Below are 20,067 nucleotides of genomic sequence, written 5' to 3'. Positions count from 1 at the left end.
TTCTGTCGGCGATGCCCAACGGGCGCGACTGATAAAAGCATTGATAACAATATAACCAATGAAATTATATTCAGAGCGTTCCTTCCTGCCTTTATTCCCGCGTCGTCTCATTGCCATCGCTGCATTTTCCATCTGTGCAGGTCAGGCATTAGCGGTCAATCCCTTCACTGTGAAAGACATTCGTGTCGAAGGTATTCAACGCACCGAAGCGGGTACCGTGTTCAGTTATCTGCCGGTTCGCGTTGGTGAAACCTACACCGATGAGAAAGGCGCAGCCGCCATCAAGGCCTTGTACGCCACCGGTTTCTTCAAGGATGTGCGCATAGAAGTCGAAGGCGATGTTCTGGTTGTGATGGTGGAGGAGCGTCCATCGATCGCAGGCGTTGACTTCTCGGGAACAAAGGAATTCGACAAGGAGCAACTGACCAAGGCATTGAAAGACATCGGGTTGGGCGAGTCGCGGATTTTCGACAAGGCGCTGGTCGATCGTGCCGAGCAGGAACTCAAGCGTCAGTACTTGTCGCGCGGTTTGTACGGCGTGCAGATCACGACGACGGTCACTCCTATCGAGCGCAATCGCGTGAACATCACTTTTGCCGTAGATGAAGGGGAAGTGGCGCGCATCAGGCAGATTAATATCGTCGGCAACAAGGCCTTCAGCGATAGCGAGTTGCGAGGGCTTCTGAATCTGAGGACGCCGGGTTGGTTCACGTGGTACACCAAGGCGGATCAATATTCGAAGCAGAAACTGACCGGAGATATCGAAGCGCTGAAATCGTATTATCTGAACCGCGGCTACATCGAGATGCAGGTCGAATCGACCCAAGTGTCGATCACGCCGGACAAAAAAGATATCTACATTACGGTCAATATCAATGAAGGCGAGAAATACACTGTCTCGGGTGTGAAACTGGAAGGCGAGATGTTCGGTCGTGAAGACGAACTGAAATCTCTGCTGCAGCTTAAAGCGGGCGATGTCTATTCTGGTGAAAAGCTGGCGGAGAGCGTCAAGAAGATTTCCGAACGGATGGGCAATTTCGGCTACGCGTTTGCCAACGTGAATGCGAATCCGGATATCAACCGCGAGAAGAAAGAAGTCAGCTTCACGGTGCTGATTGATCCAGGCAAGCGTGTCTATGTGCGGAATATCAATATTGTCGGCAACAACAAGACGCGCGATGAAGTCATCCGGCGGGAATTCAGGCAGTTTGAAGATTCGTGGTATGACGGCGAAAAAATCCGCTTGTCACGCGACCGTGTTGACCGGTTGGGCTACTTCAAGGAAGTCAACATCGAGACTCCCGAAGTGCCGGGCAATACGGATCAGGTGGATGTCAACATGACCGTTTCCGAGAAACCCACTGGCAATATTTTGCTGGGAGCTGGTTTTTCGAGCAGCGACAAGCTTACGCTCACGGGCTCGATCCAGCAGGCGAATGCATTTGGCAGTGGCAACACGATCGGGCTTGACGTCAATACCAGCAAGCGAAATCGGACGATTGCACTTTCCCAGACCAATCCGTATTTCACCGATGACGGTATCAGCCGCAGCTATAACCTGTTCACGCGGACCACCCGGCCGCCTGAAGTCAATACGGGCGATTACGAGATCAAAACCAATGGGGCGGACATCAAGTTCGGTGTGCCGTTTTCTGAAGTGGACACCGTGTATTTTGGCGCGGGAGTCGAGCAGACGAAGGTGACCACTTTCCTTGGCGTGCCCGGCCACAATGACAGTCCGGTGGTCTATCGGGATTATGTGTCGCAATTCGGCGACGATGCCAGTGTGCCTGGCACACATACCGCGAAGACGACGAGTTTTCCTCTGACGGTGGCTTGGCAGCGCGATAGTCGCGACAGCGCCTTGGTCCCGACCACCGGCCGCCTCCAGCGAGCGAACCTGGAAGTGGCACCGGGCGGCAGCTTGCAGTATTACCGTGCGATCTACTCGGATCAGTATTTCAAGCCGCTGTTCCGGACAATGACTTTGGCGCTGAACGGTGAAGTTGACTATGGTCGTGGCTTTGGCGGTAAGCCATATCCGATTTTCAAGAACTGGTTTGCCGGTGGTATCGGGTCTGTGCGGGGCTATGAAGGCTCGTCGCTTGGCCCGCGTTCTTCCGACAATGGCGATCCGCTGGGTGGATCATCCCGACTTATTGCCAATGTCGAGCTTCAGTTTCCGTTCCCGGGTTCCGGCAATGATCGTACATTGCGCTGGTTTACCTTCGCAGATGCGGGTAATGTATTTGGGGAGGGGCAAAGGATTCAACTATCGGAATTGAGGTATTCTGCCGGCATCGGTATCACGTGGGTTTCACCAATTGGCCCTTTGAAGCTGAGTTACGGCAAGCCGTTGAATGCAAAACCTGAAGACAAGCAGCAGCAGTTCCAGTTTCAGCTTGGCACAGGCTTCTGATCGCCAAATGGCATAATAGTATTTTGAATTGCGGAGAATGACCTTGAAGTTTCTTTCCAAAGCATTGATGATGCCTAAACACGCGGTGTTGCTCGGGGCGTTTCTGCTCCCGCTGTTGAATGCTCAGGCTCAAGATACCAGGATCGGATTTGTCAGCACTGAGCGCATCTTCCGTGAAGCAGCTCCTGCAAAAACGGCACAAGCGAAAATCGAACAAGAGTTTTCACGCCGAGACAAGGATTTGCAGGAAATGGCGGCGCGACTCAAGGGCATGTCCGATAAACTGGATAAGGATGCGGCTGTTCTGTCCGAATCGGATCGCATCAAGCGCCAGCGTGAGCTGGCTGATCTGGACAAGGATTTTCAGCGCAAGCAACGCGAGTTCCGCGAGGATTTGAATCAGCGCCGTAACGAAGAGTTGGCGATCGTATTGGAACGCACCAATAAGGTCATCAAGCAGATTGCCGAAGCGGAAAAGTACGACATCGTATTCCAGGAAGCGGTATATGCCAGCCCGCGGATTGACATCACCGACAAGGTGCTCAAGGCGCTTAACGGCAAGTAACCAAGGAAGAGGCCAACATGAGCAGTCGGCTGGGAAAATTGGTCGAACGCTTGGGAGGCCAACTGATCGGCGATGCGGACATTGAGATATCCGGCATCGCATCCCTGAGTGACGCTGATGCGTCACATATCACATTCCTCTCCAATCCAAAACTGCGTACGCAGGCCGCGCAGACCAAAGCAGCTGCGCTGATCATTTCATCTGCGGATGATGCAGCCATCGGTGCGGACTATCAAGGTGCGCGCATCATCACCGAGAATCCATACGCGTATTTTGCGAAAGCCGCGCAATTGTTTGTCGAACAGCGCGCGACTCCAGTCGTTCCGGGGATCCATCCAACCGCCGCTGTGCATCCGTCTGCTCAGGTGGCATCAACTGCCTGCATCGGGCCGCACGCCGTTATCGAAGCAGATGTTGTCATCGCAGACCATGCAGTCATTGATGCGGGGTGCTTTGTCGGCCGTGCAGCAAGAATCGGGGCATTGACGCACTTTTATGCACATGTGGTGTTTCACGGCGCTTGCGAAATCGGCGAGCGGGGAATCATTCATTCCGGCGCGGTAATTGGAGCGGATGGCTTTGGCTTTGCCAATGAGCGTGGCGTCTGGATCAAGATTCCACAAACGGGGAAGGTAGTCATTGGCAATGACGTCGAGGTCGGTGCCAACACGACCATCGACCGAGGGGCGCTGGAAGATACCGTCATCGAGGACGGCGTCAAGCTTGATAATCAGATTCAGATCGGCCACAACTGTCATATCGGTGCGCATACGGCGATGGCGGGCTGTGTTGGTGTCGCGGGAAGCGCGAAGATCGGGAAGTTCTGTACCTTCGGCGGCGCGGCAATGGTGCTGGGGCATTTGACCATTGTCGATAACGTGCATGTTTCTTCAGGCAGTATGGTGTCTCGTTCGTTACTCGAGCCGGGGCAATATACGGGGTTCTATCCACTCGCTAAAAATGCCGAATGGGAAAAATCTGCCGCAATTGTGCGCAACCTCTCATCAATGCGTGAGAAAATCCGCGAGCTGGAAAAAACGCTCAAATCGCTTACCGGAAATAGCAATGAATAGTCTCGATATCAATCAAATAAAACAATACCTTCCGCACCGTTATCCGCTCTTGCTGGTTGATCGGGTGCTGGAATGGGAGTCTGGCAAGTCGATTACCGCGATCAAGAACGTTACCATCAACGAAGAGTTTTTCAACGGACATTTTCCGCACAAACCGGTGATGCCGGGCGTATTGATGATCGAAGCGCTGGCGCAAACTGCCGCGCTATTGTCCTTTTTGACGATGGGGCAAAAACCTGATGACAACAGCGTGGTCTATTTTGTCGGCATCGATGGTGCGCGTTTCAAGAGGCCGGTCGAGCCGGGTGATCAGCTCAAGATGCAGGTGGAGATTTTGCGTACCGCACGCGGCATCTGGAAATACAAGGCACAGGGCACGGTGGATGGGCAGGTGGCAGTCGAGGCGGAACTGATGTGTACCATGCGTAGCGCCAATGACGCGAGCCAGCCAGCGGGGCAGTAATGGCAAGGATTCACCCAACCGCCATAGTGGATTCCAAGGCCGACCTCGACGATTCGGTAGAGGTCGGACCTTACTCGATCATCGGGCCGAATGTGAAAATCGGCGCGCGTACCAGGATCGGCCCACACGTCGTTGTTGAAGGGCACACCACGATTGGATGTGACAACACATTCTTCCAGTTTTCGTCGATCGGCGGCATGCCGCAGGATAAAAAATACGGTGGCGAAGCGACGCGATTGGAGATTGGCGACCGCAATTTGATCCGGGAGTTCTGCACCTTCAATCTGGGTACTGCCCAGGATGCCGGCGTCACGCGGCTCGGGAACGACAACTGGATTCTGGCCTATGTGCATTTGGCGCATGACTGCCAAGTGGGTAGCAACACGATCTTCTCCAACAATGCATCATTGGGAGGTCATGTGCATGTCGGCGATTGGGTCATTGTCAGCGGTTTTGCGGCGGTCCATCAGTTTTGCAAGATCGGTGATCACGCCTTTGTCGGCATGAATACCAGTTTGACGCAGGACGTGCCGCCTTATGTGCTGTTGTCGGGCAATCCGGCCGCGCCGCATGGCATCAACGTCGAAGGTCTCAAGCGTCGCGGCTTCTCGCGCGAACAAATCAATGCGATTCGCAATGCGTATAAGTTGATCTACAAATCCGGTCATACCCTGGATGAGGCAAAAGCGGCACTTGCTGCAGCAGAAGCCGATACGCCGGATGCAGCTGCCGAATTGCGCCTCATGCGCGAATTCCTCGATACGACGACTCGTGGCATCGTCCGATAAGCTTTCCATTGCAATGGTTGCCGGAGAGTCTTCCGGTGACCTGCTTGCAAATCGCCTGCTCTGTGGCCTGCGTCCGCAACTTCCCGATGCCCGGATTCATGGCATCGGCGGCCCGAAGATGGCCGAGTATGGATTTCAGAGCGACTGGCCGATGGAGAAGCTCTCTGTTCGCGGCCTGTTCGAAGTGCTCGTGCATTATCGAGAGATCAAGGGAATCCAGAATTCCCTGCGAGACAAGCTGCTCGTTGAAAGGCCTGCTGCGTTCATAGGAGTCGATGCTCCGGACTTCAACTTTGGTCTGGAAGCGCAGCTGAAGCAAGCCGGCATTCCAACCATGCATTTCATCAGCCCGTCGATCTGGGCATGGCGTGGCGGACGAATCAAAAAGATTGCACGCGCGGTATCGCACATGCTCGTGGTATTTCCTTTTGAGGAGGAAATTTACCGCAAGGCCGGCATCCCGGTTACCTACGTCGGCTACCCATTGGCGGAGGTGATACCGATGGAGCCGGATGTTGCTGAAGCCCGTGATGCACTTGGGTTGCCTGTCGATGCCGCCGTGATTGCAATTTTGCCCGGCAGCCGAATGTCCGAACTCAAGTACAACGCCGTTGCCTTCATCGAGGCTGCCAGATTGCTGGTGCAGCGTGATCCGGCAATTCGGATCGTGGTGCCGATGGCGGGGGCCAGGCAACGCGCCTATTTCAATGAATTGATCGGCAAGGCAGGCTTGGCCGATGTGCCGCTGCAATTGATCGATGGCCGTTCGCATGTGGCGATTGCGGCAGCCGACGCTGTGCTGGTTGCATCGGGTACAGCGACGCTGGAAGTAGCCTTGTACAAAAAACCGATGGTCATCGCATACAAAATGATGCGCGCATCGTGGGAGGTGCTACGGCATATGGGATACCAGCCATGGATCGGCCTGCCGAATATCCTCGCTCGTGAATTTTTGGTGCCGGAATTGTTGCAGGACGCCGCGACACCGCAGGCAATGGCGGACGCATTGTTGGAGCAACTCAACAATGATGCTTTGCGTGCAAGGCTAAAGCAGCGCTTTACCGACATGCACCATGCACTGTCAAGGGATACCGCGCAGGAAAGTGCTCGCGCAGTATTGGAATTGATTGGCAATCCGGTTGCCGGGAGGCTCGCATGAACGCAGCGAGCCTGTCACTTTTTGATTCCGCTGGTGAAGTCATCTGCGGTGTTGATGAGGCCGGTCGAGGACCGCTTGCGGGGCCGGTGTTTGCCGCGGCCGTGATTCTCGATCCGGCCAAACCCATTGCCGGTTTAAAGGATTCAAAGAAGCTGAGTGAAGTGCGACGCGACACGTTGGCAGTGCAGATCAAAGCGGATGCCTTGGCATGGTCGATTGCACAATGTTCAGAAGAAGAAATCGACGAATTGAACATACTGCAGGCATCGATGCTCGCCATGCGCCGAGCAGTAGAATTCTTGCAGATCACGCCGACGTTGGCATTGATCGACGGAAACCGTTGTCCCGTGATGCCGATCCGTTCTGAAGCGATCGTCAAGGGCGACGATAAAGTGCCGGCCATTTCCGCTGCATCGATTCTGGCCAAGACCGCACGCGATTCCGCATTGCTGGTACTGCATGCACAATATCCGCACTATGCGTTCGACCGGCACAAGGGATATCCGACCGAACTTCATCTTGAGCGCTTGCGCCAGCATGGCGTATCGCCGGTTCATCGCAAATCCTATGCGCCGGTGCGCGCATTGCTTGCGTTGCATGGGGCGGCCGGCCAAGACAAGGTGAGCTAAGGTCCGTCACGACTATATCTGGCAATGAAACTCATCACCTCTCGCGACAATCCGCTCTACAAGGAACTGAAGCATTTGGCGTCAAGCTCTCAGGCGCGCCGCAAGGCCGGGCGCACCTTGCTGGATGGCGTGCATTTGTGCCAGGCATATCTGCAGCATGCCGGTAAACCATCTCTGTGCCTGGTGAGTGAAGGTTCGCAGCACCATCCGGAGGTCGAGCCCATTCTGGAAAAGTGCGAGCAGCAGCATGGCCGTTGCATCGTCTTGCCCGATGCGCTCTACCAGCATTTGAGTCAGGTCGAGAATGGCATTGGTCTGTTATTCGTCATCGACACACCGCAGGTCGCAATTCCCTACAAGATCACCGAATCGTCCGTTCTGCTGGACAATCTTCAGGATCCGGGAAATCTAGGATCGATCCTCCGCAGCGCGGCGGCGGCCGGAATCAAGAATGTCTTTTGCAGCAAAGGAACCGTATTTGCCTGGTCGCCCAAAGTGTTGCGAGCCGGAATGGGGGCGCACTTTTTGCTGAATATCTTTGAGAATGCCGACTTGGCGTTCTTGCTGGAATCGGCAAGAATCCCGATTCTTGCCACCAGTTCGCACGCGACAACGCGTATTTACGATGCAGACTTGACGCAGCCCGTTGGATGGTTGCTGGGCCATGAAGGACAGGGAGTTTCTGATGAACTGCTTGCTCTCGCCACCCAGCAAGTTGCGATTCCACACTATGGAGCGATTGAGTCGCTGAATGTCGCCGCCAGCGCGGCAGTGTGTTTTTTTGAGCAGGTGCGGCAGCGAGAAGGCTAACCGTCGCAGCGGACGTACACCAGTCCAGGCGCAATGCAACGCTCGTTTTCACCCAATGCCATGCTTTGCTCTGCAATCTGAACACGATCAAACACATACCGGTTACCGTCGACAAGGACATGGCGATAAATCGCTTCGTCACGGTAGGTGCCGATCACGTCTGTCACTTCATCGGGAACGGAAAACCGCATGCGATGCATGGATTCGGTGGGGTGATGTTGATTCTTCAAAATTCCCAAGGATTCGATTTCGGACTCGACTTTGCCCAAGCCATCCTTCAAGCACCAAAACAGAAGCAGCAAGCCCCCCCATAAAATCAGTTCAATTAACAGGATGTCCATTGCATATCCTTCGTGTCCCTGCTTTTGTTATAGCCAATTCATCGGATTTTGTAAGTCTTCTGGAAAAAATTGTGGCAAGGCAGGAGGAGCAGAGTATCGGCAAATGAAAACGCCGCCGCAACTTGTGTGCGACGGCGTTTAGAACTGCGAAGCGATGCTTTGGTTCAAGTCGTCAGTAAGCTCGCCGATTTGACTTGATTTCTTGCAAGATCATTGTGGCAATTTCTTCGATCGACTTCACAGTGGACGACATCCAGCGAATACCTTCGCGGCGCATCATCTTTTCTGCTTCATTGATCTCATAGCGGCAGTTTTCCAGTGCGGCATATTTGCTGCCGGGCCGCCTTTCATTGCGCACTTCCGACAAGCGGTCAGCGGCAATCGTCAGGCCAAAGATCTTTTGCTTGAACGGGACAAGGCCGCTCGGCAATTTCCCGCGCTCGAAGTCCTCCGGAATCAACGGGTAATTTGCCGCCTTGATGCCGTACTGCATGGCGAGATAGAGACTTGTTGGCGTTTTTCCTGAGCGTGATACCCCGACCAGGATCACGTCAGCCGCTTCCAGATTCTGGTTTGACTGACCATCATCGTGGGCAAGAGAGAAGTTGATGGCTTCGATCCGATTCTTGTAGTCGTCCGAATCGGCGATATTGTGGCTGCGGCCGATGGTATGCGTGGATTTCACACCAAGCTCTTGCTCGAGCGGTTCGACAAACGTCTGGATCAGATCCATGTGCATGCCTTTGGATTGCCTGATTACCGTGGACAATTCGGCCTTCACCAGCGTCGAAAAAACGATGGGACGCTTGCCATCGATTTCAAATGCTTCATTGATCTCGCGTACCGCGTCATGCGCCTTGTCGAGCGTATCGATAAACGGAATGCGAACTTGCTTGAATCGCAACTCGAATTGCGTCAACACGGAATGGCCGAATGTTTCGGCGGTGATACCTGTGCCGTCGGAAACGAAAAAGACGGTGCGGTCGGCGGGCGACATGAGAGGAGAGGGAAGCTCTGGCATAATCTTGGCTAAATATAAAGCAGGAAAAGTCGCGGTCGGTAAGGCAAATGAACTTGCGCACTGTAAAATGCTGATCAACAGATTACTGATCTCGCACCTTGGAAAGAAGAATAACAAAAACAACAGGACGGCGATGGCAAACGTGAAGATTTCTCATCATCAAACTAGAGGTTGTTATGTCCAATGCAGTATCTACAGGGGGTACCCCGGGAGCTACTTACGTCGCTTCCTTTGAGCAATTGCGGATGACGGATGTCGAGTCCGTCGGCGGCAAGAATGCATCGCTGGGTGAAATGATCAGCCAGTTGGCGGGTGCTGGCGTGCGTGTGCCGGGAGGTTTCGCCACAACAGCGGATGCCTTCCGCGATTTTCTTGAACACAGCATCAATGGCGGGCCGACGCTCGCGCAGCGCATCGCCGACCGCCTTGCGCCACTGGACATCAACGATGTTCGCAAGCTGGCGGAGGCCGGTGCAGAAATCCGCAAGTGGATTGTCGAGACGCCGTTCCAGCCTCGCCTCGAAACAGAAATCCACGAGTTCTATCAAAAGCTTGCCGCCGATTCGTCCAGCGAAATGTCGTTCGCCGTCCGCTCGTCGGCTACGGCAGAAGACCTGCCGGATGCGTCGTTCGCCGGACAGCAAGAGACGTTCCTCAACGTGGTCGGCATCGACAATGTGCTGGAAGCAATCAAGCATGTGTTTGCATCCTTGTACAACGACCGCGCAATTTCCTATCGCGTACACAAAGGCTTTACACACGCCGAAGTGGCATTGTCGGCAGGCGTGCAACGTATGGTGCGCTCCGACGTTGGCGCGGCAGGAGTGATGTTTACACTCGATACCGAATCCGGTTTCCGCGACGTGGTGTTCATCACCTCCAGCTATGGCTTGGGGGAAACCGTCGTCCAGGGCGCGGTCAACCCGGACGAGTTCTATGTTCACAAGCCGATGCTTGAGCAAGGCAAATTACCGATCATTCGTCGCAATATCGGCTCCAAGCTGATCAAGATGGAGTTCACCGGCGAAGCCAAGGCCGGCCGTTCGGTCAAGACGGTCGATGTGCCGGTCGAATTGCGCAATCGTTATTCGCTGAACGATCAGGAAATCGTCGAACTGGCGAAGTACGCGGTCATCATCGAAAAGCATTACGACCGCCCGATGGATATCGAATGGGGCAAGGATGGTCGCGATGGCAAGCTGTATATTCTGCAGGCACGCCCCGAGACGGTGAAGTCTCAGCAGAAGTCCACCGATGCGCAACAGCGCTTCAAACTGAAAGGCAGCGGCACCGTTCTTGCCTCCGGCCGCGCGATCGGTCAGAAAATCGGCGCAGGTCCGGTGCGCGTCATTCGCGATCCGGCTGAAATGGAACGTGTGCAGCCGGGCGATGTTCTGGTGGCTGACATGACCGACCCCAACTGGGAACCGGTGATGAAGCGCGCTGCGGCCATCGTCACCAACCGGGGCGGGCGTACCTGCCACGCAGCGATCATCGCACGTGAACTGGGCGTGCCAGCGGTTGTGGGCTGCGGCAATGCGAGCGACATGTTGAAGGACGGTACGCTGGTCACGGTGTCGTGCGCGGAAGGCGATGAAGGCAGGATTTATGACGGCTTGCTGGAAACTGAAGTTACCGAAATCTCGCGCGGTGAACTGCCGTCGATTCCACTCAAGATCATGTTGAATGTCGGCAATCCTCAGCTGGCTTTCGACTTCCAGTCCATCCCGAACGGTGGCGTCGGCTTGGCTCGTCTGGAGTTCATCATCAATAACAACATCGGCGTGCATCCGAAAGCAATTCTGGAATACCCGAATATCGATGCGGACCTGAAAAAGGCGGTTGAGTCGGTGGCGCGCGGGCATGCGTCGCCGAAGGCGTTTTACGTCGACAAGCTGGCGGAAGGCGTTGCCACGATTGCAGCCGCGTTTTGGCCGAAACCCGTTATCGTTCGTCTGTCGGACTTCAAATCGAACGAATACAAGAAGCTGATTGGCGGTTCTCGCTATGAGCCCGATGAAGAGAATCCGATGCTCGGTTTCCGTGGCGCAGCGCGCTACCTTGCTGCCGATTTTGCAGAGTCATTCGAGATGGAATGCCTGGCAATGAAGCGGGTCCGTAACGACATGGGCTTGACCAATGTGGAAATCATGGTGCCATTTGTGCGTACGCTGGGGCAGGCTGAAAAGGTCGTGAATCTGCTGGCCACAAATGGTCTGAAGCGCGGTGAAAACGGCCTGCGTCTGATCATGATGTGCGAGGTGCCATCCAACGCCATTCTTGCAGAAAAATTCCTGCAACACTTTGACGGATTCTCGATCGGTTCCAACGATCTGACACAGCTTACGCTTGGCTTGGATCGCGACTCCGGAATGGAATTGCTCGCTGCCGACTTCGACGAGCGTGACGAGGCGGTGAAGGCATTGTTGTCGAAGGCGATATCGGCATGTCGTGCGCAAGGTAAGTACATCGGTATCTGTGGCCAAGGGCCATCGGATCATCCGGACTTTGCGGAGTGGCTGATGAAGGAGGGAATTGCCTCGATTTCCTTGAATCCGGATACCGTCATCGACACGTGGCAAAAACTGGCAGAAGTGAAATAAGCGCTGTCACTGCTTGAATATCGCGGGCCTTGCGCTCGTGTTATCTACGTTTTCTATTGGGCTGATGTGTTGTAGAAGCACAAAACAGAGGCAGAAAAGAATGTGAAGCCGGGTAATTTTCGATTAGACTGAATCCGGTTTTGGTTTCCCGCATTTTGGTTCGGTAACAACCAACAAAAACAGCTGTACTTGGTGGTATTAAATGCCCCCGCTACCTTTCAGGTCGCGGGGGCTTTTCTTTTCGACAATGCGTTGGGCTGATAAGAACGCATTCAGTCGTGGACCGGTTGGTACAAACGACGATGTATCGTTTTGTTGCAGGAACTCGATCAACGCCGGTTCTGCTTGAGGATGGATTGCTGCTCGCGCTGCCAATCACGCTGCTTTTCGCTCTCGCGCTTGTCGTGCTGCTTTTTGCCTTTGGCCAAACCGATTTCACATTTGATGCGGCCCTTGGCGTAATGCAAATCGAGCGGGACAAGCGTATAACCAGCGCGCTCAACCTTGCCGATCAATCTCTTGATTTCTTCCCCATTCAGCAACAGCTTGCGGGTACGAACCGGATCCGGGTTGACATGGGTGGACGCAGTCGACAACGGACTGATGTGGGAGCCGAACAGAAATACCTCGCCTTGGCGGACAATCACGTAGGCTTCCTTCAGCTGTACCCGGCCCGCACGGATGGCCTTCACTTCCCAGCCATCCAGAACCATGCCTGCTTCGTAGCGCTCCTCGATGAAATAATCGTGGAATGCTTTTTTATTGTCGACAATACTCATGGATACGAGAAGGAGGCCGGGTCGGTTAAAATTTCAACTTCGCATTCTATCAAACGGTTTTAATTCAATGGCAGTCGTACACAAATCCGTACTACTGGGATATAGCGCCGAACAAATGTTCGCCCTCGTGGATCGTGTCGAGGACTATCCCAGGTTCCTGCCATGGTGTGGCGGCGTCGAAGTCAAGCAGCGCAGCGACAACAAACTGGTCGCATCCCTGTTGATCAATTACCACGGAATCAAGCAGACGTTCACGACCGAGAACACAAATGTCCCGCCTGTCTCGATGAAAATGACGCTGCTGGAAGGGCCATTCAAACATCTGGACGGGACCTGGAATTTCAAGTCTTTGCGTGCAGATGCCTGCAAGATCGATTTCGAGTTGCATTACGAATTTTCGAGCAGGATGTTGGAGCAGGTGATCGGGCCGGTATTCAACATGATCGCAAACAGCTTTGTTGATTCCTTCTGCAAACGCGCGGAAACCGTTTATGGCTGATCAAATCGGAAACATTCGTGTCCAGGTGTGCTTCGCGAAGCGTGATATGCAGGTCTTGCGTGATTTGCTTGTTCCTGAGGGAACCACTCTTTTCGAGGCGATCCATCGCAGCGGGGTTTTGAGAGACGAACCGGAGCTGGACCTTTCGGTCTGCGCAGTCGGCATCTACGGCAAGCTGCGGGAGCCGGATACAAGGTTGCGAGATCGTGACCGGATCGAAATTTATCGACGATTGATCGCCGACCCCAAAGAGTCCAGACGAAAAAGAGCAGAAAAGAAGGAGCAGAAAAAAGCCCGCTGAAATTGCGGGCTTTTTCACGTATGTCTTTGTTATTTGCAGTCTTCCAGTATGCGCCTGGAATCCTGTAATTCGCGCGTACGTTGTTCATCCGACAGGAACGTGCGTTCGCCATTCTTGTCCGATTTTGTGATGCGGACACCGGATTCTAGGCTGCGCTGATAGTCGCGAGCATTCTCGCAATTTCTGGCTTTGGCCGCGGCAACTTTCTCGTCCTCGGCAGCCTTCTTTTCCTTTTGTTCCTGTTCGCTTCTGCGCTTTTGAAAATCCGCATTCTTTTCCGCAGTGGTAAGCGGCGCTTTGGTCGCAGTCGCAGCATCAACAGAGCGGTCGGCATCTGGTGCCGGATTTGGCTTGCTGCTGCCAAGCGTTTTGCCAGGCACCTTCAAGATGCGACTTTCGGGTACAGAAGCAGGTGGAGGCATGTCGGAATATTGCTTGACGCCTTTTTCATTGAGCCATACGTACTGCCCCAGAGCCGAGCTGGTAACGCAAAGGGTGGCAAGGGCGATCATGACATTTTTCAGGTGCAGGCGAGTCATTGGAATTCCTGTGGGTAAACAGAATTTCGATTTCGCCATGCTTTATTCGGGCTGTCAATCAAGCGCCGCATTTCACACCATTTTCACCCCAAATTTGCGCTGAAGTACGACGGTTGTTGCGGTTTTCTGTATAATGCGGCTTTGCGCCAATAGGAATCACTATGCGTCTCCTCCAAAAAGCACTCACATTCGATGATGTGCTGCTCGTGCCGGCACATTCGGACATCCTCCCCAAAGATACCTCCCTAAAAACGCGCCTCACGCGCAATATCACGCTGAATATCCCGCTGCTTTCGGCTGCGATGGATACCGTGACGGAAGCGCGGCTTGCCATTGCGATGGCGCAGGAAGGTGGCATCGGCATTATCCACAAGAATCTCAAGCCCAAGGATCAGGCTCGCGAAGTCGCCAAGGTAAAGCGATTTGAATCGGGCGTGGTGCGCGATCCGATCACGATCCCGCCGACCATGAAGATTCGTGATGTCATGGCGCTGTCGCAACTGCACGGTATCAGCGGCTTTCCGGTGGTGGAGGGCAAGCAGGTCGTGGGTATTATCACGAATCGCGACCTTCGCTTCGAGGAAGAGCTTGATGCGGAAGTCCGCGCCAAGATGACGCCGCGCGAAAAACTGGTCTACGTCCGGGAAGGCGCTGATCTCTCGGAAGCCAAGCGACTGATGAACAAGCATCGGCTGGAGCGTGTCATCGTTGTCAATGAAACTTTCGAGCTGCGCGGACTGATTACGGTCAAGGACATCCAGAAGGCCACCGAGCACCCCAATGCATCAAAGGACGAGCACGGCAAACTCCGCGTGGGTGCCGCAGTCGGGGTCGGTTCCGACAACGACGAGCGCATCGATCTGCTGGTTGCAGCCGGAGTGGATGTCATCGTGGTCGATACGGCACATGGACATTCCAAGGGCGTTCTGGACCGGGTTAAATGGGTCAAGACGCGTTACCCGCAAGTTGAGGTCATCGGCGGCAACATCGCGACGGCTGCGGCTGCGCTCGCGTTGGTCGAACATGGCGCCGACGGCGTAAAAGTCGGTATCGGCCCCGGCTCGATTTGCACAACACGCATTGTGGCCGGCGTAGGCGTGCCGCAGATCACGGCGATCTCCAATGTCGCTCAGGCGCTCAAGGGGACGGGTGTTCCCTGCATTGCCGATGGCGGCATCCGCTTTTCAGGCGATGTATCGAAGGCGCTGGCGGCCGGTGCATCGAGCGTGATGATGGGCAGCATGTTTGCCGGTACCGAAGAGGCACCGGGCGAAGTGATCCTGTTCCAGGGGCGTAGCTACAAGTCGTATCGCGGCATGGGCAGTCTGGGCGCGATGGCGGAGGGGTCCGCTGACCGCTATTTCCAGGACGCGTCGAACAATGCCGACAAGCTTGTGCCGGAGGGGATCGAAGGTCGTGTGCCTTACAAGGGAAGTGTTTTGGCCATCCTTTATCAACTCGTCGGCGGCGTGCGCTCCTCGATGGGGTACTGCGGTTGTGCGACGATTGACGAGTTGCGCGAGAAGGCGGAGTTTGTGGAGATCACGGCCGCCGGCATGCGCGAGTCGCACGTCCATGATGTGCAGATCACGAAAGAGGCCCCGAACTATCGCGCGGACTGATCGTTCATCGCACTCCGCGAGAAGCCACACGAAAATGACAAGTTCCGGTCGCCTCAGGCAGGCTGAAATACCCATGCTGATGTCCGAGCAGGCCGACGTGCCGCTCGGTGAGGTCGATCCGGAGATTGTTCGCATTCGGCGTATCGGCAAGCGCTTGTTCGATGTGGCGAACTGCATTGTCACTCTCGGCAGCACCGCGCCGGATTCTTCCAGCGCGGGTGCTTTGAGTGCATCGATTGAAACTGCGTTTTGCTACAGCGTTCCTTTATCCGGTGAGCCGGTCGTCGTGACCGATACGCGGAATGATCAAATGCTTGCCCGGCATCGTTTGGTGGTTGGCGCGCCGTATGTCCGGTTCTACGCGGCACATCCGATCTATAACCAGGACAGGGTGTTGATCGGAGCGGTGAATTTGATCGACTATGCGCCGCGAATCTTCCGCGATAGTGACCGGCAAATGCTGGCTGATCTTGCGGCGTTGGTCGAGCGTGAAATGCAGGTGCGCTCGATGAGTGCGCTGCAGCTTGACCTGCAAAGAAAGAACAAGAGCCTGCGACGGAAGTCGCTGATCGACCCGCTGATTGGAACCTGGAATCGCGGCGCAATCATGCGGATATTGACCATCGAAGCCATTCGTTGCGACAAGGCCGGCGCGCCGCTATCGTTGATCGTGGCTGATCTGGATTACTTCAAGAAGATCAACGATACCTATGGTCACCCGGCCGGCGATGCGGTGCTGGTGAAAGTAGCGAGCCGGTTGCGTTCCTGCATTCGGCCGCAGGAAGCACTCGGACGTTATGGCGGTGAAGAATTCCTGGTCGTCTTGCCCGGTTCGTCGATCAATACCGCGATGGCAGTCGCGGAACGGATGCGGCGCGCAATTGCCTCGCAACCGGAGGCCATTGGCGACACGACGCTCAATCTGACCATCAGTGCAGGCATCGCGTCGACGGACCTGTTTCCGTCAGCCACCACGGAAGAGCTGATCAGCCGCGCCGATGTGGCTCTGTATGCTGCAAAAGATGCGGGCCGCAACTGCGTCATGCGGGCCCAACCGGATTTATCCTGATTTTCTTATCAAGAATTATTCATGCACTCCAAAATTCTCATCCTCGATTTCGGTTCCCAGGTTACCCAGTTGATCGCCCGGCGCGTGCGTGAGGCAGGCGTCTTTTCGGAAGTCTATCCATATGATGTGAGCGACGAATTCGTGCGCAATTACGGCGCGGCCGGCATCATTTTGTCCGGCGGGCCCAACTCCGTTACCGAAGGGGATACGCCACGCGCGCCGCAGGCCGTGTTTGATGCCGGCGTGCCCGTGCTGGGAATCTGCTATGGCATGCAGACGATGGCAGAGCAGCTTGGAGGCAAGGTGGAAATGGGCAAGGTGCGTGAATTCGGTTACGCTGAAGTGCGCGCGCGTGGCCATACGACATTGCTCAATGGAATCAGCGACTTCGTGACTTCCGAGGGACACGGCATGCTGAAAGTCTGGATGAGCCATGGCGACAAGATCAACGAGATGCCGCCTGGATTCAAGCTGATGGCGTCGACAGACAATTGCCCCGTTGCCGCCATGGCTGACGAGACGCGCAAGCTGTATGCGGTTCAGTTCCATCCGGAAGTGACACACACGCTGCAAGGCAAGGCGATTCTCGGCCGTTTTGTGCATGAAATCTGCGGCTGCAAATCGGATTGGAACATGCCCGACTATATTGCCGAGGCGGTCGAAGCAATTCGCAAGCAGGTCGGTAATGATGAGGTCATTCTCGGCCTGTCCGGTGGCGTCGACAGCAGCGTTGCTGCTGCGTTGATCCACAGGGCCATTGGCGATCAGCTCACCTGTGTGTTTGTCGATCACGGCCTGTTGCGGCTGGATGAAGGCACGATGGTGATGAACATGTTCGGAAAAAATCTCGGCGTGAAGGTGGTTCATGTCGATGCCACCGAGCAGTTCATGGGACAGCTTGCCGGCGTGAGCGACCCCGAAGCCAAACGGAAAATCATCGGACGCGAATTCGTCGAGGTGTTCCAGGCTGAAGCGGGCAAACTGAAAAATGCGAAGTGGCTGGCTCAAGGCACGATTTACCCGGATGTGATCGAAAGCGCAGGCAAGGGAAAGAAAACCGCGCACACGATCAAGAGCCACCACAACGTCGGTGGATTGCCTGAAACCTTGAATCTGAAGCTGCTGGAGCCGCTGCGCGAGCTCTTCAAGGATGAAGTGCGAGAACTCGGTGTGGCGCTCGGCCTGCCGCACGACATGGTGTATCGCCATCCGTTCCCCGGCCCTGGCCTTGGCGTACGGATTCTGGGTGAAGTGAAAAAGGACTACGCGGACTTGCTGCGCCGTGCGGACGCCATCTTCATTGATGAACTGCGCGCTACCAAGGATGAGGAGGGCAAGTCCTGGTATGACAAGACCAGTCAGGCCTTCGCCGTTTTCCTGCCGGTGAAGTCGGTCGGCGTCATGGGAGATGGACGGACGTATGAGTACGTCGTTGCGCTGCGCGCCGTGCAGACGCAGGATTTCATGACTGCGCATTGGGCGCATTTGCCGCACGACTTGCTGGGCAAGGTGTCGAATCGCATCATCAACGAAGTGCGGGGCATCAATCGCGTGGTGTACGACATTTCCGGAAAACCGCCCGCCACGATCGAGTGGGAATGATCCGCCTGATTTTCCGCCAGACCTGATGCAATAATCGGTTGCGGGGCGGCGCAAGTCGTCTCGTGGTCGTATGCCATCGCATGCCGGGATTGGAACAGGATGATTTTTTCTCCTGTTTCAAAATCGGAGCGTCACCGTATTCGAATTGCGGCAGAGACAAACCTTGACTTACAGCGTTAAAGAAATTTTCTACACCTTGCAGGGCGAAGGCACGCATGCCGGTCGCCCGGCGGTATTTTGCCGATTCTCTGGCTGCAATCTGTGGTCGGGGAGGGAGAGTGACCGCGCGACCGCAGTATGCAGGTTTTGCGATACGGATTTTGTGGGAACAGACGGCGAGCTGGGCGGCAAATATGCCGATAGTGACAATCTCGCGCGGACGATCAACGAACTTTGGCCCGCGATGTATCCTTCGAGCAAATTTGTTGTCTTCACCGGTGGAGAGCCGCTGCTGCAACTCGATGATGCGTTGATCAAGAGCATGCATGAATACGGTTTTGAAGTCGCGATAGAAACCAATGGCACCCTGACGGTCCCGCACGGCGTGGATTGGGTTTGCGTGAGTCCCAAAGTCGGCTCCGAGCTTCGGGTTCGCAAAGGAAATGAGCTGAAGGTCGTCATTCCACAGGACAATCAAACACTTGAGGCCTATGAACAGCTGGAATTCGACAATTTCTACATCCAGCCGATGGACGGTCCGCGAGTCGAAAGCAATACGCGCCTTGCCATCGAAATCTGCAAGAAAAACCCGAAGTGGAAGCTGAGTCTGCAAACGCACAAGCTTCTACAAATACCTTGAGTCTTGCCATGCTTACTATTACCCGCAAGCTTGAATTCGATGCAGGACATCGAATTCCCGATCACAAGAGCCAATGCCGCAATCTCCATGGACATCGCTATACCGTGGAGATCACGCTCGCGGGGGCAGTGATCGAGGAGGAAGGCAGTTCCGACAATGGCATGATCATGGATTTCTCCGATGTGAAGGCATTGGCGAAGCAGCATCTGGTCGATGTCTGGGATCATGCTTTTCTCGTCTATAAAAAGGACAGTGCCGTTCGCGAATTTCTTGAAAGCATTCCCGGACACAAGACTGTCATCATCGACAGCATCCCCACAGTCGAAAATCTCGCGCGGACCGCGTTCAACCTATTGAAGGCTGCTTATCAGGACCGCTACGGTACCGGGCTGCGACTGCAAAAACTGGTGCTGCACGAAACGCCCAATTGCTGGGCCGAGATCACCGCAGACTGACTTCACACGATGCAGGATTCGATATACATGCAGCAAGCCATTTCCCAGGCGCATAACGCTTGGGCATTGGGCGAAGTCCCGGTTGGGGCCGTGCTGGTCAAGGATGGCCAGGTCATCGCGACCGGCTTCAATCAACCGATCGGCACGCATGATCCGACTGCACACGCGGAAATCATGGCCTTGCGTGCCGCGGCCGATATCCTTGGCAATTACCGGCTGCCCGGCTGCGAACTTTACGTGACGCTGGAACCATGCGCGATGTGCGCCGGCGCGATGATGCATGCGCGACTGGCGCGCGTCGTGTTTGGCGCAGCGGATCCCAAGACAGGTGCCTGCGGATCTGTGCTCAACCTGTTTGAGCAAGAGAAGCTCAATCATCACACTGAGGTGACCGGTGGCACGTTGGCCGATGAATGCAGCGCGTTGCTGAAGGAATTTTTTGTGGAGCGCCGCAGTGAGTCGCAACGGAAGAACATCGCAGCGGAAACATAGTACGCTCCCAATGCGATGCACCTGGCTGGATCGATGTTC

General features: G+C 55.0%; 21 protein-coding genes. 17 read left to right on the top strand and 4 right to left on the bottom strand.

The window, feature by feature from the left end:
* Positions 1–58 precede the first annotated feature (58 nt).
* The 8 genes from bamA to D3870_RS09370 all read left to right on the top strand — a co-directional run bounded on the left by bamA (position 59) and on the right by D3870_RS09370 (position 7,906).
* Entirely contained in the window at positions 59–2,419 is a 2,361-nt protein-coding gene (bamA, locus tag D3870_RS09405; protein ID WP_119738550.1) for an outer membrane protein assembly factor BamA, read from the top strand.
* 67 nt (positions 2,420–2,486) lie between these two features.
* A complete protein-coding gene (locus D3870_RS09400) occupies positions 2,487–2,984 on the top strand; it encodes an OmpH/Skp family outer membrane protein (RefSeq protein WP_242490056.1) in 498 nt (165 codons plus the stop codon).
* 17 nt (positions 2,985–3,001) lie between these two features.
* Positions 3,002–4,057, top strand: a complete 1,056-nt coding sequence (gene lpxD / locus D3870_RS09395; RefSeq protein WP_119738548.1) for a UDP-3-O-(3-hydroxymyristoyl)glucosamine N-acyltransferase — start codon at positions 3,002–3,004, stop codon at positions 4,055–4,057.
* Positions 4,050–4,520 carry a 3-hydroxyacyl-ACP dehydratase FabZ gene (gene fabZ, locus D3870_RS09390; RefSeq protein WP_119738547.1) on the top strand — a complete coding sequence of 157 codons (471 nt, stop codon included), beginning with the start codon at positions 4,050–4,052 and terminating at the stop codon, positions 4,518–4,520. Before lpxD ends, fabZ begins: the two co-directional genes overlap by 8 nt.
* Positions 4,520–5,308 carry an acyl-ACP--UDP-N-acetylglucosamine O-acyltransferase gene (lpxA, locus tag D3870_RS09385; RefSeq protein ID WP_119738545.1) on the top strand — a complete coding sequence of 263 codons (789 nt, stop codon included), beginning with the start codon at positions 4,520–4,522 and terminating at the stop codon, positions 5,306–5,308. Before fabZ ends, lpxA begins: the two co-directional genes overlap by 1 nt.
* Positions 5,309–5,321: 13 nt before the next feature.
* Positions 5,322–6,467 (top strand): lipid-A-disaccharide synthase, encoded by a 1,146-nt coding sequence (gene lpxB / locus D3870_RS09380; protein WP_119738543.1) that lies wholly within the window; start codon positions 5,322–5,324, stop codon positions 6,465–6,467.
* Positions 6,464–7,096, top strand: coding sequence for a ribonuclease HII (rnhB, locus tag D3870_RS09375; RefSeq protein WP_119738541.1), 633 nt, complete (start codon positions 6,464–6,466; stop codon positions 7,094–7,096). Before lpxB ends, rnhB begins: the two co-directional genes overlap by 4 nt.
* A 24-nt stretch (positions 7,097–7,120) precedes the next feature.
* On the top strand, positions 7,121–7,906 hold the full coding sequence (locus tag D3870_RS09370; protein ID WP_119738539.1) for a TrmH family RNA methyltransferase: 786 nt from the start codon (positions 7,121–7,123) through the stop codon (positions 7,904–7,906).
* Here the strand turns inward: D3870_RS09370 and D3870_RS09365 are convergent.
* Both D3870_RS09365 and ppsR read right to left on the bottom strand, forming a co-directional pair.
* Positions 7,903–8,247 (bottom strand): hypothetical protein, encoded by a 345-nt coding sequence (locus D3870_RS09365; RefSeq protein ID WP_119738537.1) that lies wholly within the window; start codon positions 8,245–8,247, stop codon positions 7,903–7,905. The two genes, D3870_RS09370 and D3870_RS09365, sit on opposite strands and share 4 nt — an antisense overlap.
* 172 nt (positions 8,248–8,419) lie before the next feature.
* Positions 8,420–9,268: a posphoenolpyruvate synthetase regulatory kinase/phosphorylase PpsR gene (ppsR, locus tag D3870_RS09360; RefSeq protein WP_119738535.1), complete on the bottom strand. Its 849-nt coding sequence runs from the start codon at positions 9,266–9,268 to the stop codon at positions 8,420–8,422.
* A gap of 176 nt (positions 9,269–9,444) precedes the next feature.
* On the opposite strand from ppsR, the gene ppsA reads away from it, so the two are divergent.
* Positions 9,445–11,871, top strand: a complete 2,427-nt coding sequence (ppsA, locus tag D3870_RS09355; RefSeq protein WP_119738533.1) for a phosphoenolpyruvate synthase — start codon at positions 9,445–9,447, stop codon at positions 11,869–11,871.
* Between the two features lie 329 nt (positions 11,872–12,200).
* On the opposite strand, the gene smpB is transcribed toward ppsA, so the two are convergent.
* Complete coding sequence (gene smpB / locus D3870_RS09350) at positions 12,201–12,650, bottom strand: SsrA-binding protein SmpB (RefSeq protein ID WP_119738531.1); 450 nt, start codon at positions 12,648–12,650, stop codon at positions 12,201–12,203.
* A 67-nt stretch (positions 12,651–12,717) separates the two neighbouring features.
* Between smpB and D3870_RS09345 the strand changes: the two genes are divergently transcribed.
* Both D3870_RS09345 and D3870_RS09340 read left to right on the top strand, forming a co-directional pair.
* Positions 12,718–13,149: a type II toxin-antitoxin system RatA family toxin gene (locus tag D3870_RS09345; protein WP_119738529.1), complete on the top strand. Its 432-nt coding sequence runs from the start codon at positions 12,718–12,720 to the stop codon at positions 13,147–13,149.
* Entirely contained in the window at positions 13,142–13,450 is a 309-nt protein-coding gene (locus tag D3870_RS09340) for an RnfH family protein (RefSeq protein ID WP_119738527.1), read from the top strand. The genes D3870_RS09345 and D3870_RS09340 overlap by 8 nt, the downstream gene beginning before the upstream one ends.
* Before the next feature lie 29 nt (positions 13,451–13,479).
* On the opposite strand, the gene D3870_RS09335 is transcribed toward D3870_RS09340, so the two are convergent.
* Positions 13,480–13,989 carry a DUF4124 domain-containing protein gene (locus D3870_RS09335; protein WP_119738525.1) on the bottom strand — a complete coding sequence of 170 codons (510 nt, stop codon included), beginning with the start codon at positions 13,987–13,989 and terminating at the stop codon, positions 13,480–13,482.
* A gap of 161 nt (positions 13,990–14,150) precedes the next feature.
* Between D3870_RS09335 and guaB the strand changes: the two genes are divergently transcribed.
* From guaB to tadA, 6 genes are all read left to right on the top strand, one after another.
* Positions 14,151–15,611, top strand: a complete 1,461-nt coding sequence (guaB, locus tag D3870_RS09330) for an IMP dehydrogenase (protein ID WP_119738523.1) — start codon at positions 14,151–14,153, stop codon at positions 15,609–15,611.
* A 73-nt stretch (positions 15,612–15,684) separates the two neighbouring features.
* Positions 15,685–16,680 carry a GGDEF domain-containing protein gene (locus tag D3870_RS09325; protein WP_158590421.1) on the top strand — a complete coding sequence of 332 codons (996 nt, stop codon included), beginning with the start codon at positions 15,685–15,687 and terminating at the stop codon, positions 16,678–16,680.
* Between the two features lie 21 nt (positions 16,681–16,701).
* Positions 16,702–18,282 carry a glutamine-hydrolyzing GMP synthase gene (gene guaA, locus D3870_RS09320; RefSeq protein ID WP_119738520.1) on the top strand — a complete coding sequence of 527 codons (1,581 nt, stop codon included), beginning with the start codon at positions 16,702–16,704 and terminating at the stop codon, positions 18,280–18,282.
* 163 nt (positions 18,283–18,445) lie between these two features.
* A complete protein-coding gene (queE, locus tag D3870_RS09315; protein ID WP_119738518.1) occupies positions 18,446–19,081 on the top strand; it encodes a 7-carboxy-7-deazaguanine synthase in 636 nt (211 codons plus the stop codon).
* A gap of 8 nt (positions 19,082–19,089) precedes the next feature.
* Positions 19,090–19,536, top strand: a complete 447-nt coding sequence (gene queD / locus D3870_RS09310; protein ID WP_119738516.1) for a 6-carboxytetrahydropterin synthase QueD — start codon at positions 19,090–19,092, stop codon at positions 19,534–19,536.
* A 9-nt stretch (positions 19,537–19,545) separates the two neighbouring features.
* Positions 19,546–20,028, top strand: coding sequence for a tRNA adenosine(34) deaminase TadA (gene tadA, locus D3870_RS09305; RefSeq protein WP_119738514.1), 483 nt, complete (start codon positions 19,546–19,548; stop codon positions 20,026–20,028).
* Positions 20,029–20,067: the final 39 nt, after the last annotated feature.

It is taken from the genome of Noviherbaspirillum cavernae (genome assembly GCF_003590875.1).
Classification (GTDB): domain Bacteria; phylum Pseudomonadota; class Gammaproteobacteria; order Burkholderiales; family Burkholderiaceae_D; genus Noviherbaspirillum; species Noviherbaspirillum cavernae.
The sequence above is the reverse complement of the archived record's forward strand: the minus strand, read 5'-3'. Positions and strand labels throughout refer to the sequence as shown.